Source organism: Pseudomonas sp. MWU16-30322 (genome assembly GCF_020515535.1).
In the GTDB taxonomy this organism is placed as follows: domain Bacteria; phylum Pseudomonadota; class Gammaproteobacteria; order Pseudomonadales; family Pseudomonadaceae; genus Aquipseudomonas; species Aquipseudomonas fluorescens_H.
In genome coordinates this window covers 324,793-339,956 of record NZ_JAIWYL010000009.1, presented here as the reverse complement: position 1 = coordinate 339,956, position 15,164 = coordinate 324,793, and the positions used below count along the sequence as shown (strand labels likewise).

The window sequence follows — 15,164 nt, the reverse complement described above, 5'->3', positions numbered from 1 at the left end:
CAGGAGCGTCAGGCCGATAAACAGGCTTCGAGGTTTGACCAGCGTGGTCATTGGCCGCTCGCGGTCGGGTAGAAACCGTCAGACAAAGTCTTCAGTGCCGCTGGCAAACGTGGTCCAAGCCCGCCGACCAGCAGCGTCGGATCCAGCTCCAGCACCCGTCCGGCCTTGGCCGCACGGCTTGAATTGAGAATGGGGTTTTCCTTGAACAACGCCGCTTTTGCCGCCTCGCCGCTCAACGCGCGATCAGCAAACACCAGCACCTCAGGATCGAGTCCGGCCAGCGATTCCACGGAGAACGGCTTGTAACCGGTATGCGTCGCCAGGTTATGTCCGCCGGCCCGTTGCAGCAGCCAGTCGGCGGCAGTGTCCTTGCCGGCAATCAACGGTTTGCCGCCGGCATGCCCGATCAATACCAGCACACCGGGCGCCTTATGCCTGGCCTGCAAATCGGCGACTCGCGCTTTCTGCGCGGTGAGCTGCTGTTGATAGTTTTCCAGCAACTGCGCCGCCTGCGCTTGCGCGCCCAGCAACTGTCCGAGATGCGTAACGTTTTTTTCCAGGGTCGGCAGATCCGGCTGCGCCGAGAACAGTTCGACCTGAACCTTGGCGCTCTTCACCTGAGCAATAACCGGCGGCGGGCCCATTTCTTCGGTACCGATGAGAATGTCCGGGCGCAGGCTGAGAATGCCTTCAGCCGAGAGGCTGCGTTGATAACCGATGCTTGGCAGCTGCTTCAGCGACTGCGGATGCTGGCTGGTGGTGTCGACCCCGACCAGTTTGGATTCGCCACCCAATGCACTCACCCACTCCGAAAGCGCCCCACCGGCGCTGACCCAACGCTGTGGCAAATCGGCAGCTGTCGCCTGAAGGCTGGCGAGCAGTCCGACACACAGCACAACAACGCGGGTAATCAGGCGCATACGCAGCTTTCCTTGAACAGTTTTCCCGCGCAGCGAACCGGCAGGCCAAGTATCCTTGGCGGCGGCTGCGCACAGTGGGCGAAGGCGGCCATTTGATAATTGTTTGCATTTAAACGTCAAGCTCGGACATTTCCTGAAACGAGCCGACACTTGAGGATAGCCATGAAGTTCTTGTGCGCAGGCGCCGATCTCGCTGAGGCCGGCAGCCGCGGTTTCGACATCGACGGCAACAAACTGTTTGCCGTACGCCGCAATGGTCAGGCCTATGTTTATCTCAACCGTTGCCCGCATCGTGGTGTGGGCCTGGAATGGCATCCCGACCAGTTTCTCGACCCGAGCAACAGCCTGATCCAGTGCGCCACCCACGGCGCACTGTTTCTGATCGAGGACGGTGAATGCGTCGCCGGGCCCTGCGCCGGACAATCCCTGACCGCCATCCCCTGCCGCGAAGATGCCCAAGGGTTGTGGATAGATGTTTAACCGTTGAGCAAAACGTCCAGCCGCCGGTCGATCACCATCTCTTCGTGGTTCAAACGCACGCCGTAGGCCAACACCTCGACCCCGCACGTCACCGCTTCACGCAGGGCATCCGCATAAGCCGAATCGATTTCCTCGGCCGGCCGCACCGCTTCAATCCCGCTGAGATTGACGCAATACAACTGCACCGCACGAATACCGTCACGAGCCAGATGCGCCAGTTCACGCAGATGCTTGGCGCCGCGCTGGGTGACCGCGTCGGGAAACGCCGCCACATTGGTTCCATCGAAGCCTAACGTGACACTCTTCACCTCCACATAAGCCGGGCCGCTCGGGTATTCGAGGCGAAAGTCGATGCGGCTCTTTTCCTGGCCGTACGGCACTTCGCGTTTAAGTGCCGTAAAGCCGTTCAACTCGCTGATGACTCCGGCTTGCAGCGCCTCTTCGACCAGCGCATTGGCGCGCCCGGTGTTCACACAGAACAGCCGCCCTTGCGGGGTTTCGCCGATTTCCCATGTGCCGGGCAGCTTGCGTTTCGGGTCGTTTGAGCGACTGAACCACACCTGCCCGCCCTCGACCTGACAATTCAGCATCGAACCGGTGTTCGGGCAGTGCAGGGTCAACAACTTGCCATTGACCGTTTCAACATCCGCCAGAAAACGTTTGTAGCGGCGAATCAACCGCGCCTCTTCCAGAGCCGGATAAAAGCGCATCAGCCTTGCCAGCTCTTCAGGCCGCGAGCGATGCGCTCCACCGCTTCCTGTAAGCGAGGGAGGTTTTGCGTGTAAGCAAAACGCACATGGTGGCTGGCCTGATAACGGCCGAAATCCAGCCCCGGGGTGAAGGCAACGTGCTCGGTTTCGAGGAAATGTCGGCAGAACGCGAAGGCATCACCGCCGAACTGGCTGATATCGGCGTACAAGTAGAACGCACCTTCAGGCTCGACGGCGATGTTGAACCCCAACTCGCGCAACGCCGGCAGCAGGAAGTCGCGGCGGCGGCCAAATTCGGCGCGGCGCTCTTCGAGGATGGCGATAGTGTCCGGCTCGAAACAGGCCAGTGCGGCGTACTGCGCCATGCTCGGGGCGCTGATGTAGAGGTTCTGTGCGAGCTTTTCCAGCTCACTGACCGCCGCGTCCGGCGCCACCAGCCAGCCGAGACGCCAGCCGGTCATGCCGAAATACTTGGAAAAACTGTTGAGGACAAAGGCGCTGTCATCGACTTCCAGCACGCTGGCGGCATCGGTGCCGTAAGTCAGACCGTGGTAGATCTCGTCCACCACCAGATGCCCGTGGCGCGCCTTGATCGCTGTGGATAACCCGGCCAGTTCATCGCGGGTCAGAATGGTGCCGGTCGGGTTGGCCGGCGACGCCACCAACGCACCGACGCTATCGTGATCCCAATGCCGCGCCACCAGATCCGGGGTCAGTTGGTAACGCACCTCCGGCCCGACCGGAACCAGTTGCGCCGCGCCTTCGACCAGACGCAGGAAGTGCCGGTTGCACGGGTAGCCCGGATCCGCCAGCAGCCAGTGTTTGCCCGGATCGACCAGCAAGGCACTGGCCAGCAACAGCGCACCGGAGCCACCCGGGGTGATCAGGATCCGCCGCGGATCAATGTTCAGGCCGTAACGCGATTGATAGAACCCGGAAATTGCCTCGCGCAGCTCGGGAATGCCGCGTGCGGCGGTGTAGCGCGTCTTGCCCGCCGTCAGCGCCGCTTGCCCGGCACGGATGATCGGCTCGGCCGTGGTGAAGTCCGGCTCGCCGATTTCCAGGTGGATCACGTCGTGACCTTCGGCCTGCAGTTCGTTGGCCCGCGCCAGCAGCGCCATCACATGGAACGGTTCGATCGCACGACTGCGCGCACTGTAGGGCTGAGCCATTGGCCTTCCTTCGACGGGGAAAAAGAAACGATTCTAACCATCTGCCGGAACGAGCGAGAACCCATCGCGGTCACAGCCTCAAGAACGCTGGACTGTAACGATATGAGCGTACGCTCCAGGATTGACTAAAATCAGTGATTGAACAGGCTTTCAACAGCGCCAGACACGGCTTGCCAAACATCTGCAAGCGCCACCCGCCGGGGCCTCGACATCCGGGAGTAGCGCGGGCCGAATTGATCTGGTAAGTTCGCCCGCTTGCAGCCGCAGGGCCGGCAGGTGTCGGTGATGGAGCAATCCTGCGCAATGGATTACAAGAGTAGAGGCGGTCCATTTCATGCCCACCCAAGCAAAGCAACAGCAGCAAGCGACGATCAGCGGCTTCGAACCTTACGTTCCGAAGGCCGGCGAAGAGTACATGGGCGCCCCCATGCGCGCGCACTTCACCAAGATCCTGAACAAGTGGAAACAGGACTTGATGCAGGAAGTCGACCGTACTGTTGATCACATGAAAGACGAAGCGGCCAACTTCCCTGACCCGGCCGACCGTGCCAGCCAGGAAGAAGAATTCGCCCTCGAGCTGCGCGCCCGCGACCGCGAGCGCAAGTTGATCAAGAAGATCGACAAGACCCTCGAACTGATCCAGGACGAAGAGTACGGCTGGTGTGAATCCTGCGGCATCGAGATCGGCGTCAAGCGCCTCGAAGCCCGTCCTACCGCCGATCTGTGCATCGACTGCAAGACCCTGGCGGAAATCAAGGAAAAGCAGGTCGGCAAGTAATCTCGACCTGAACGAAAAACGGAGCGTGCGAACGCTCCGTTTTTGTTTCTGCCTTTTGCCTTTGCCTTTTTGCCTTGCTTTTGTGGGAGGGGCTTGCTCCCGAATGCGGCCGGCCATTCAACATCCAGGTTGTCTGAACTGACGCTTTCGCGAGCAAGCCCGCTCCCACAGGGGTAATCTGCGCGAATCCTGAAAAGTTATATTGTCCACATGACTGCCAAAACCGCCCCCGCCTACATCGGCCGCTTCGCCCCGACCCCCAGTGGCCACCTGCACTTCGGCTCGCTGGTCGCTGCCCTCGCTTCTTATCTCGACGCGCGCGCGGTCGGCGGGCGCTGGCTGGTGCGCATGGAAGATCTCGATCCGCCCCGGGAGGAACCCGGCGCGCAGGCGGCGATTCTCAAGGCGCTGGAAAGCTACGGTTTCGAATGGGACGGCGAGATGGTGCGCCAGAGTGATCGGCACGACGCCTACGCCGAAGTTCTCAACAGTCTGTTCAACCACGGCCTGGCCTACGCCTGCACCTGTTCGCGCAAACAGCTGGAGCCGTACCACGGCATTTACCCGGGCTTGTGCCGCAACGCCGGCCATGAGCAGCAAGAGGCGGCGATCCGCCTGCGCGTGCCGGAGCTGGAATACCACTTCATCGACCGCGTGCAGGGCGAGTTTCGCCAGCATCTGGGGCGCGAAGTCGGCGATTTCGTGATTCGCCGCCGCGATGGCCTCTACGCCTATCAACTGGCCGTGGTGCTGGATGACGCCTGGCAAGGCATCACCGACATCGTGCGCGGCGCCGACCTGCTCGACTCCACGCCGCGCCAGCTCTACCTGCAAGAACTGCTGGGCCTGCGCCAGCCGCGCTATCTGCACCTGCCATTGATCACGCAGCCGGACGGCAACAAGCTCGGCAAATCCTACCGTTCGCCGCCGCTTGAGGCCGATCAAGCCACCCCGCTGTTGCTGCGGGCCCTGCGTGCACTGGGGCAAAAACCAGGCGCCGAGCTTGAACACGCCTCACCGCAGGAATTGCTCAACTGGGGCGCAGCCCACTGGGATGCATCGAAGATCCCGCGCACACTGACCCTGCCCGAAGCGCAACTGCAATGACGACACTTGCAGTCGCGCCGCCATCCGTTACCATCGCCGCACGTTTTCGGGCACGCGCATAAAAAAGAGAGGCCGGGATGTACATCTATCGCTTGGTCCTGCTTCTGGTCGTGGGAATCTATCTGTTTTCGCCAGCCATCATGGATTGGTGGATCGACGCCACGGGCGCCTGGTATCGGCCGTATCTGCTCTGGTTGATCCTGATTGTCGTGACCTTCATCCTGCAGAGCCAAAAAGATGCCGATGAGCTTTAGCCTGACCCAGATGATCCTGATCAGTGCCGCGTACCTGGCGGTGCTGTTCGGCGTTGCCTGGATCAGTGAACGGGGCATGATCCCGCGGGCGATCATTCGCCACCCGCTGACCTACACCCTGTCGCTGGGGGTCTATGCCAGTGCCTGGGCGTTTTATGGCACGGTGGGGCTGGCCTATCAGTACGGCTATGGCTTTCTCTCCAGTTATCTCGGGGTCTCCGGCGCGTTTCTGCTGGCACCGGTGCTGCTGTATCCGATCCTGAAAATCACCCGCACCTATCAACTGTCGTCGCTGGCGGACCTGTTCGCTTTCCGCTTTCGCAGCACCTGGGCCGGCGCGCTGACCACGATCTTCATGCTGATCGGCGTACTGCCGTTGCTGGCGCTGCAGATTCAGGCGGTGGCCGATTCCATCGGCATCCTCACCGGCGAGCCGATCCAGAGCCGCGTCGCGCTGGCGTTCTGTGCGCTGATCATTCTGTTCACGATTTTCTTCGGCTCCCGGCATATCGCCACCCGCGAGAAACACGAAGGACTGGTGTTCGCGATTGCCTTCGAATCGGTGATCAAACTGATCGCCCTCGGCGGCGTCGGCCTGTATGCGTTGTACGGCGTGTTCGACGGCCCGCAACAGCTTGAGCTGTGGCTGCTGCAAAACCAGACCGCCCTCGCCGCGTTGCACACGCCGCTGCAGGAAGGACCGTGGCGCACGCTGTTGCTGGTGTTCTTCGCCTCGGCGATCGTGATGCCACACATGTATCACATGACCTTCACGGAAAACCTCAATCCGCGCTCGCTGGTCAGTGCCAGCTGGGGCCTGCCGCTGTTCCTGTTGCTGATGAGTCTGGCGGTGCCGTTGATTCTCTGGGCCGGCCTGAAACTCGGCGCCACCACCGATCCGGAATATTTCACCCTCGGCATCGGCATTGCCGCCAACAGCAAACCACTGGCCCTGCTGGCGTACGTCGGCGGATTGTCGGCCGCCAGTGGCCTGATCATCGTCACCACGCTGGCGCTGTCGGGTATGGCGCTGAACCACCTGGTGCTGCCGCTGTACCAGCCGCCGGCCGAAGGCAATATCTATCGCTGGCTGAAGTGGACCCGCCGGGCGCTGATCGTGGCGATCATCATGGCCGGTTTCTGCTTTTATCTGATGCTCGGCGCCGGGCAGGACCTGGCCAACCTCGGCATCGTCGCCTTCGTCGCGACCCTGCAATTCCTGCCCGGCGTGCTCTCGGTGCTGTACTGGCCGACCGCCAACCGGCGCGGCTTTATCGCCGGTCTGATGGCGGGGATTCTGGTGTGGGTGGTGACCATGCTGTTGCCGCTGGTCGGCAATCTGCAGGGTTTCTACATTCCGCTGCTGAACATGATCTACGTGCTGGACGACACCAGTTGGCACATGGCGGCCATCGCCTCGCTGGCGGCCAACGTGCTGATGTTCACCCTGATTTCGCTGTTCACCAACGCCAGCCCGGAAGAAGCCAGCGCCGCCGAAGCCTGCGCGGTGGATAACGTGCGTCGTCCGCAGCGTCGCGAACTGCACGCCGCCTCGCCCCAGGAGTTCGCTACGCAACTGGCGAAACCGCTGGGCGCCAAGGCGGCGCAGAAAGAAGTCGAGCAAGCCCTGCGCGACCTCTATCTGCCGTTCGACGAACGCCGTCCTTATGCCTTACGCCGCTTGCGCGACCGTATCGAAGCCAACCTCTCCGGCCTGATGGGGCCGAGCGTGGCGCAGGACATGGTCGAAACCTTCCTGCCGTACAAGGCTGGCGGCGAGAACTATGTAACCGAAGACATCCACTTCATCGAAAGCCGCCTCGAGGACTACCACTCGCGCCTCACCGGGCTGGCCGCCGAACTCGACGCCCTGCGCCGCTACCACCGCCAGACCCTGCAGGAGCTGCCGATGGGCGTCTGCTCGCTGGCCAAGGATCAAGAGATCCTGATGTGGAACAAGGCCATGGAAGAACTCACCGGCATCGCCGCGCAACGGGTGGTCGGCTCGCGCCTGAGCACCATCGCCGATCCGTGGAAGCAACTGCTGCAAGGCTTCATCAACCTGCCCGACGAACACTTGCACAAACAGCACCTGGCCCTCGACGGCCAGACCCGCTGGCTCAATCTGCACAAAGCCGCGATCGATGAACCGTTGGCCCCGGGCAACAGCGGCCTGGTGCTGTTGGTGGAAGACCTGACCGAAACGCAGATGCTCGAAGACAAACTGGTGCACTCCGAACGCCTGGCGAGCATTGGCCGACTGGCGGCGGGTGTGGCCCATGAAATCGGCAACCCGATCACCGGCATCGCCTGTCTGGCGCAGAACCTGCGCGAAGAGCGTGAAGAAGACGGCGAGCTGACGGAAATCAGCGGGCAGATCCTCGAACAGACCAAGCGTGTGTCGCGCATCGTGCAGTCGCTGATGAGCTTCGCCCACGCTGGTAGCCACCAGCACAGCGACGAACCGGTTTGTCTGGCCGAAGTCGCGCAGGATGCGATTGGCCTGCTGGCGCTGAACCGGCGCAACTTCGAAGTGCAGTTCTACAACCTGTGCGACCCCGATCACTGGGTCGAAGGCGATCCGCAGCGGCTCGCCCAGGTGCTGATCAATCTGCTCTCCAACGCCCGTGACGCTTCGCCTGCAGGCAGCGCGGTGCGGGTCAAGAGTGAAGCCGGCGAACACACGGTCGATCTGATCGTCGAGGACGAAGGCAGTGGTATTCCGCAGAACATCATGGATCGATTGTTCGAACCTTTCTTCACCACCAAGGATCCTGGCGAAGGCACCGGTCTGGGCCTTGCACTGGTCTATTCCATCGTTGAAGAGCATTATGGACAAATCACCATCGACAGCCCGGCTGATGTACAAAGCCAGCGCGGCACCCGTATCCGGGTGACCTTACCGCGTCATGTCGAAGCGACGTCCGCTGTGAACTGAGACCGTCGAGAGTATCGAATCAATGCCGCACATTTTGATCGTCGAAGACGAAACCATTATCCGCTCCGCCTTGCGCCGCCTGCTGGAACGTAACCAGTATCAGGTCAGCGAAGCCGGTTCTGTGCAGGAAGCACAAGAACGCTTCAGTATTCCCACATTCGATCTGATCGTCAGCGACCTGCGCCTGCCTGGCGCCCCCGGTACCGAGCTGATCAAGCTTGGCCAGGGCAAACCGGTGCTGATCATGACCAGCTACGCCAGCCTGCGCTCGGCGGTCGACTCGATGAAGATGGGCGCGGTGGACTACATCGCCAAGCCTTTCGATCACGATGAAATGCTCCAGGCCGTCGCGCGGATCCTGCGTGATCACCAGTCGGCGCCTGCCGCTGGCGAAGCCGTTGTCGGCAAACCGGCCAATGGCAGCAGCAAGTCCGCCGTCGACAACAGCAACGGTGAAATCGGCATCATCGGTTCGTGCCCGCCGATGCAGGATCTGTACAGCAAGATCCGCAAGGTTGCGCCAACTGATTCCAATGTATTGATTCAGGGCGAGTCCGGTACCGGTAAGGAACTGGTGGCCCGCGCCCTGCACAACCTGTCCAAGCGTGCCAAGGCACCGATGATTTCGGTGAACTGCGCAGCCATCCCGGAAAGCCTGATCGAGTCGGAACTGTTCGGCCACGAAAAAGGCGCGTTCACTGGCGCCAGCGCCGGTCGCGCCGGTCTGGTGGAAGCGGCGGACGGCGGCACGCTGTTCCTCGACGAGATCGGCGAACTGCCTCTGGAAGCCCAGGCCCGCCTGCTGCGCGTGCTGCAGGAAGGCGAAATTCGCCGTGTGGGTTCGGTGCAGTCGCAAAAAGTCGATGTGCGTTTGATCGCCGCGACCCACCGCGACCTCAAGAGCCTGGCGAAAATCGGCCAGTTCCGTGAAGACCTGTATTACCGCCTGCACGTGATTGCTCTGAAATTGCCGGCCCTGCGCGAACGTGGCGCCGACGTCAACGAAATCGCCACCGCGTTCCTCGCTCGCCAGAGTGCGCGCATCAACCGTACCGACCTGAAATTTGCCGCCGATGCCGAACAGGCCATCCGGCATTATTCCTGGCCAGGTAACGTGCGCGAGCTGGAAAACGCGGTCGAGCGCGCGGTGATCCTGAGCGAAAGCCCGGAAATCTCTGCCGACCTGCTGGGCATCGACATCGAGCTGAGCGACCTGGAAGACGACGAATTCATCGGCTTGCCCGCACAAACCGCGGGTAACACCAGCAACAGCAGCCATGAGCCGACGGAAGACCTGTCGCTGGAAGACTACTTCCAGCACTTCGTTCTCGAGCATCAGGACCACATGACCGAGACCGAACTGGCGCGCAAACTGGGCGTCAGCCGCAAGTGCCTGTGGGAACGCCGCCAGCGCCTGGGTATTCCACGGCGCAAGACCGGGGTCACCAGCGAGAGCTGAACGTTACCTGTCGAGTGTGCGGGTAACGCTTGAGGATGTGAAAAAACTGTTACCTCAGTCCTTTCACGTAACAGAAGCCGGGGTTATCGGTAACGAAACCCCGGCTTTTTTTCGCCCCGAGAATACCGTTATATCGACCTAACCCCTTGTTTTATTGGGTTTCGCAAAAGTTGGCACGGCACCTGCTATATGTTTGGTACAAGAACAATAACAAGCAATGCACAAGACAATAAAAATAAGACGAATCGACTCACGCACAATAAAAACAAGACGGCGAGAGGCGCAGCTAACTGATTCTTTTGGAGAGGCGTTGTATTTGGGGCTAGCCCCACGACCAGGCCGAGAACAACAAAAACTGTCCTAAGACAGAGCCTGTACTGGTTGGATCGCAAGATCACTGCAACACAGCGACCAAAGCAATCCGTTTGCTCTTGGCTCCCGATTGGGAGGGTCATGAAGGAACAGCTTCATGGCGAGGGCACTCAACAAAAACAAGAAGCCCGAATCAATAATAAAAAGAGCACGCAACTACTTCTGGGGGAGCTTCGGCTCCCCTTGTAGTTTCTGTCTTCCGGCAAATTCCCCCCGTTTCTACCCTGCTCGATGCCTGTAGCCTGCGGCTTGCAGCGCAAATCTTCTGCGTCCTACACCATCCCCCGACTAAATGCTAGAATCTGCGCCCATCATGCGGTCATTCTTTGGTATGGCCGAACATTCCTTCAAACAGTGCATCCCATGCTGAAGAAGCTGTTCCAGTCATTCCGGTCTCCCGTGCGTCGTACGCAACACATCCGCAGCACCCCTGAAGTGCTCAACAGCGGCCAACACTCGCTGCAAAAAGGGCAATTCAGCCGCTATGCGGTCAATATCGTCGAACGCCTGCAGGGCGCCGGCTACCAGGCCTATCTGGTCGGTGGTTGCGTGCGTGACATGCTGTTGGGCATCACGCCCAAGGACTTCGACGTCGCCACCAGTGCCACCCCCGAGCAAGTCCGTGCCGAATTCCGCAATGCGCGGATCATCGGTCGCCGCTTCAAACTGGTGCATATCCATTTCGGTCGCGAAATCATCGAAGTCGCGACCTTCCGCGCCAATCACCCGGTCAATGAAGATGACGAAGACAGCAACCAGTCTTCGCGCAACGAGAGCGGGCGGATTCTGCGCGACAACGTCTACGGCACCCTGGAAGAAGACGCGCAACGCCGCGACTTCACCATCAACGCCCTGTATTACGATCCGGTCAGCGAGCGCATTCTCGATTACGCCAACGGCGTACACGACATCCGCAATCACCTGATCCGTCTGATCGGCGATCCGAAGCAGCGTTACCAGGAAGACCCGGTGCGCATGCTGCGGGCCGTGCGTTTCGCCGCCAAGCTCAATTTCGGTATCGAGAAGCACACCGTGCAGCCGATCCGCGAGCTGGCGCCGATGCTGCGCGAGATTCCGTCCGCTCGTCTGTTCGAGGAAGTGCTCAAGCTGTTCCTCTCCGGCCACGGCGCGATCACCTTCGAGATGCTGGTCGATCTGCAACTGTTCGCCCCGCTGTTCCCGGCCAGCGCCGACGCACTCGAGCACAACCCGGAATACACGCACACGCTGATCAGCGAAGCGTTGACCAACACCGACCTGCGCATCAAGCAGAACAAACCGGTGACCCCGGCGTTCCTGTTTGCCGCCCTGCTTTGGCCTGCCCTGCCGGCCCGCGTGTTGCGTCTGCAGGAACGTGGCATGCCGCCGATTCCGGCGATGCAGGAAGGTGCGCACGAGTTGATTGCGGAACAGTGCCAGCGCATCGCCATTCCGAAGCGCTTCACCATGCCGATCCGCGAGATCTGGGACATGCAGGAACGCCTGCCACGCCGCAGCGGCAAACGCGCCGACCTGCTGCTGGACAATCCACGCTTCCGCGCCGGTTACGACTTTCTGCTGCTGCGTGAAAGCGCTGGCGAGCAGACTGACGGTCTCGGCGAATGGTGGACGGATTATCAGGACGCCAACGACAGCGAACGTCGCGACATGATCCGCGACCTCAGCGGCAAAGGTGATGACGCCAGCGGCGCGCCGCGCAAACGTCGCCGCAGCAGCGGCTCCAAGCGCAAGCGCGCCGGGGCTCCGAGCGCATCGGGCGAATAAGGCATGGAACGCATCTATATCGGCCTGGGCAGCAACCTCGCTGACCCGGCCGAACAATTGCGCAGCGCGCTAAACGCGCTGGGGCAGTTGCCACAGACAGCCCTCGCTGGCGTCTCGGCGTTCTATCAGAGCGATTCACTGCTGCCAGGGCAACCGCGTTACACCAACGCGGTCGCTGCCCTCGACAGTGACCTCGCGCCGCTGGACCTGCTCGATGCGCTGCAAGCCATCGAGAACGATCAGGGCCGCGAGCGACTGGAACGCTGGGGGCCGCGCACGCTGGATCTGGATATCCTGTTGTTCGGCGATCGCCTGATCGACCAGCCACGGCTGAAAGTCCCGCACTATCAGATTCAGGAACGAGCGTTCGTTCTGTATCCCCTGGCCGAACTTGCGCCCGCAGATCTGCGCCTGGCCGATGGCCGCACCCTCGCCGATCTGCTCGCCGCCTGCCCGTTCGTCGGCCTTGAACGCCTCTCCCACGCCTGAAAATAGTCCCCCCTGTGGGAGCGGGCTTGCTCGCGAAAGCGTCGAGTCAGTCACTCAATCAGTCAACTGACACAGCGCTTTCGCGAGCAAGCCCGCTCCCACATTGAGTATTCCAAATCTGATTTTTTGTCGGACAAAAAACCCGTCAATCAGCCCTGCCGCACCGCTGAATCGCATCAGTAACGCCGGTAACACTCCCCTCGTAACAATGCGGTAACACACGCAATTGACTTCCGCTTGGCTCCTCACGACTATAGGCGTCCCGCTGCCGCCAACCCGGCACATACGGGCGCAATCCAGGCCTTATAAGCACGACAAAAGACCGTGCGCCTGAGTAGACGAAGAATCACGCGCGTTACTCGCAGTAGTTTCCAGAGCGCCTGAACGAGGATTTTTTACATGCCAGCCATCACCCTGACCACGCTCCAGAGCCTCAAGCAGAAAGGTGAAAAGATCACCATGCTGACCTGCTATGACGCGACCTTCGCCCACGCCTGCAACGAGGCCGGTGTCGAAGTGCTGCTGGTGGGCGACTCCCTCGGCATGGTTCTGCAAGGTCACGACAGCACCCTGCCGGTGACCATCGCAGAAATGGCCTACCACACCGCCTGCGTCAAACGCGGCAACACCGACGCCCTGATCCTGGCCGACCTGCCGTTCATGGCCAACGCCACTATTGAGCAAACCCTGACCAACAGCGCCATGCTGATGCAGGCCGGCGCGCACATGATCAAGGTCGAAGGTGCGCTGTGGCTGGCGGAGTCGATCCGCTTGCTGGCCGAACGCGGTGTGCCGGTCTGCGCACACATGGGCCTGACCCCACAGGCCGTGAACATTCTTGGCGGCTATAAAGTGCAGGGCCGCAACGAGAACCAGGCGCGGCAGATGCGTGCCGACGCGATCTCGCTGGAGCAGGCTGGCGCAGCCATGCTGCTGCTCGAATGCGTGCCGAGCGAACTGGCTGCGGAAATCAGCCAGGCCGTGAAGATTCCGGTCATCGGCATCGGCGCCGGTAGCGATACCGACGGCCAGGTACTGGTGCTGCACGACATGCTCGGCCTGTCGATCACCGGTCGCGTGCCGAAATTCGTGAAGAACTTCATGAACGGCCAAGACAGCATCCAGTCAGCATTGAAGGCTTATGTTAATGAAGTCAAAGCCGTCACGTTCCCTGGCATCGAACACGGATTCTCTGCATGAACACCGTTAAAACCGTACGCGAACTGCGCGCCGCCGTGGCCCGCGCCCGCAGTGAAGGCAAGCGCATCGGCTTCGTGCCGACCATGGGCAACCTGCACAGCGGCCATGTCGCGCTGATCACCAAAGCCACCCAGCGCGTGGACTTCGTGGTCGCGAGCATTTTCGTCAACCCGCTGCAGTTCGGCGCCGGCGAAGACCTCGACAAGTACCCGCGCACCCTGGCGGCGGATCAGGAAAAGCTGCTGCAAGCCGGCTGCCATTTGCTGTTCGCCCCGACCGTCGAAGAGATGTACCCCGACGGCATGGCCGGGCAGACCCGGGTCAGCGTGCCGCAACTGTCTGAAGGCCTGTGCGGCGCCAGCCGTCCGGGGCACTTCGAGGGCGTGGCGACGGTGGTCAGCAAGCTGTTCAACATGGTTCAACCGGATCTGGCGATCTTCGGCCAGAAGGACTTCCAGCAGCTGGCGGTGATCCGCGCGCTGGTGCATGACCTGAACATGCCAATCCAGATCATCGGTGAACCGACCGTGCGTGCGGCCGATGGCCTGGCGCTGTCGTCGCGCAACGGTTTCCTCAGCGAAGATCAACGTGCCGTGGCCCCGGTGGTCTATCGCACCCTGAGCGCGATTGCCGAGTCGATCAAGAAGGGTGAGCGTGACTACCCGGCGCTGATCGCTACGCAGGTGCAACAGCTGGAAGCCGCAGGCCTGCGTCCGGATTACCTGGAAATCCGCCACGCCCTGACCTTGCGTCCGGCTACGGCAGAGGACCGCGATCTGGTGATTCTGGTGGCCGCGTTCCTCGGCACCACGCGGTTGATCGACAACCTGCACCTGAACCTCGATAGCCCGACTTAAAAAACAGCGCAATACCCCCTGTAGGAGTGAGCCTGCTCGCGATGAGGGCCTGACTTTCGACACCATTGTTGAATGCCAGTCCGCTATCGCGAGCAGGCTCACTCCTACAGTGTTTTTCAGTGTTCTGAAATTTGCATTTCAAGCCATATTGCCGCCCCCAAAGCCTTCGGGCACACTGCCCGCCGTTTGCTTCCAACCCGGGAAATCCCTCATGCACGCCATCATGCTCAAGGCCAAGTTGCACCGCGCCGAAGTCACTCATGCGGTACTCGATTACGAAGGTTCCTGCGCCATTGATGGCGAGTGGCTGGACTTGTCCGGCATCCGTGAGTACGAGCAGATCCAGATCTATAACGTCGACAATGGCGAGCGCTTCACCACCTACGCGATTCGTGGCGAAGAAGGTTCGCGGATGATTTCGGTCAATGGCGCAGCCGCGCATAAAGCCAAGGTCGGCGACCGCGTGATCATTTGCGCCTACGCCCATTACAGCGAAGCGGAACTGCTGAATTTCAAGCCGCGCATGCTGTACATGGCGCCGGGCAATGAGCTCAGCCACACCAGCAACGCCATTCCGGTTCAGGTGGCCTGAGCCGCTTCGACGCGCCACTCCCCTTCCGTTGGTCGGCTTGTTCCCGGTATTGATGTTAAAAAAGTACAGGGA

General features: G+C 61.0%; 14 protein-coding genes. 11 read left to right on the top strand and 3 right to left on the bottom strand.

Annotated features, from left to right (window positions below; genetic code table 11):
• Positions 1-47 precede the first annotated feature (47 nt).
• Entirely contained in the window at positions 48-920 is an 873-nt protein-coding gene (locus LCH64_RS20670) for an ABC transporter substrate-binding protein (RefSeq protein ID WP_226501121.1), read from the bottom strand.
• Positions 921-1,082: 162 nt separating this feature from the next.
• Between LCH64_RS20670 and LCH64_RS20665 the strand changes: the two genes are divergently transcribed.
• Entirely contained in the window at positions 1,083-1,400 is a 318-nt protein-coding gene (locus LCH64_RS20665; protein ID WP_027614091.1) for a Rieske (2Fe-2S) protein, read from the top strand.
• On the opposite strand, the gene sfsA is transcribed toward LCH64_RS20665, so the two are convergent.
• Positions 1,397-2,110 carry a DNA/RNA nuclease SfsA gene (sfsA, locus tag LCH64_RS20660; RefSeq protein ID WP_226501120.1) on the bottom strand — a complete coding sequence of 238 codons (714 nt, stop codon included), beginning with the start codon at positions 2,108-2,110 and terminating at the stop codon, positions 1,397-1,399. The two genes, LCH64_RS20665 and sfsA, sit on opposite strands and share 4 nt — an antisense overlap.
• The gene (locus LCH64_RS20655; protein WP_003228248.1) at positions 2,110-3,282 is read right to left on the bottom strand and encodes a pyridoxal phosphate-dependent aminotransferase; all 1,173 of its coding nucleotides are present in this window, start codon (positions 3,280-3,282) and stop codon (positions 2,110-2,112) included. Before LCH64_RS20655 ends, sfsA begins: the two co-directional genes overlap by 1 nt.
• A 334-nt stretch (positions 3,283-3,616) precedes the next feature.
• Between LCH64_RS20655 and dksA the strand changes: the two genes are divergently transcribed.
• The 10 genes from dksA (at position 3,617) to panD (ending at position 15,092) form a co-directional block, all read left to right on the top strand.
• Positions 3,617-4,060 (top strand): RNA polymerase-binding protein DksA, encoded by a 444-nt coding sequence (gene dksA, locus LCH64_RS20650; protein ID WP_003228250.1) that lies wholly within the window; start codon positions 3,617-3,619, stop codon positions 4,058-4,060.
• Between the two features lie 210 nt (positions 4,061-4,270).
• Positions 4,271-5,167: a tRNA glutamyl-Q(34) synthetase GluQRS gene (gene gluQRS, locus LCH64_RS20645; RefSeq protein WP_226501119.1), complete on the top strand. Its 897-nt coding sequence runs from the start codon at positions 4,271-4,273 to the stop codon at positions 5,165-5,167.
• A gap of 77 nt (positions 5,168-5,244) precedes the next feature.
• Positions 5,245-5,421, top strand: coding sequence for a hypothetical protein (locus LCH64_RS20640; RefSeq protein WP_003176118.1), 177 nt, complete (start codon positions 5,245-5,247; stop codon positions 5,419-5,421).
• Positions 5,405-8,359, top strand: a complete 2,955-nt coding sequence (locus LCH64_RS20635; protein ID WP_003228254.1) for a sensor histidine kinase — start codon at positions 5,405-5,407, stop codon at positions 8,357-8,359. The genes LCH64_RS20640 and LCH64_RS20635 overlap by 17 nt, the downstream gene beginning before the upstream one ends.
• Positions 8,360-8,381: 22 nt before the next feature.
• The gene (locus LCH64_RS20630; RefSeq protein ID WP_103484960.1) at positions 8,382-9,818 is read left to right on the top strand and encodes a sigma-54 dependent transcriptional regulator; all 1,437 of its coding nucleotides are present in this window, start codon (positions 8,382-8,384) and stop codon (positions 9,816-9,818) included.
• Positions 9,819-10,553: 735 nt separating this feature from the next.
• Positions 10,554-11,954: a polynucleotide adenylyltransferase PcnB gene (locus LCH64_RS20625; protein ID WP_003228258.1), complete on the top strand. Its 1,401-nt coding sequence runs from the start codon at positions 10,554-10,556 to the stop codon at positions 11,952-11,954.
• A gap of 3 nt (positions 11,955-11,957) precedes the next feature.
• Entirely contained in the window at positions 11,958-12,443 is a 486-nt protein-coding gene (gene folK, locus LCH64_RS20620) for a 2-amino-4-hydroxy-6-hydroxymethyldihydropteridine diphosphokinase (RefSeq protein ID WP_226501118.1), read from the top strand.
• Positions 12,444-12,842: 399 nt separating this feature from the next.
• Positions 12,843-13,643 carry a 3-methyl-2-oxobutanoate hydroxymethyltransferase gene (panB, locus tag LCH64_RS20615; protein WP_003228263.1) on the top strand — a complete coding sequence of 267 codons (801 nt, stop codon included), beginning with the start codon at positions 12,843-12,845 and terminating at the stop codon, positions 13,641-13,643.
• The gene (gene panC / locus LCH64_RS20610; RefSeq protein ID WP_226501117.1) at positions 13,640-14,500 is read left to right on the top strand and encodes a pantoate--beta-alanine ligase; all 861 of its coding nucleotides are present in this window, start codon (positions 13,640-13,642) and stop codon (positions 14,498-14,500) included. Before panB ends, panC begins: the two co-directional genes overlap by 4 nt.
• Positions 14,501-14,711: 211 nt before the next feature.
• Complete coding sequence (gene panD / locus LCH64_RS20605; RefSeq protein WP_003228271.1) at positions 14,712-15,092, top strand: aspartate 1-decarboxylase; 381 nt, start codon at positions 14,712-14,714, stop codon at positions 15,090-15,092.
• The last annotated feature ends 72 nt before the right edge of the window (positions 15,093-15,164 follow it).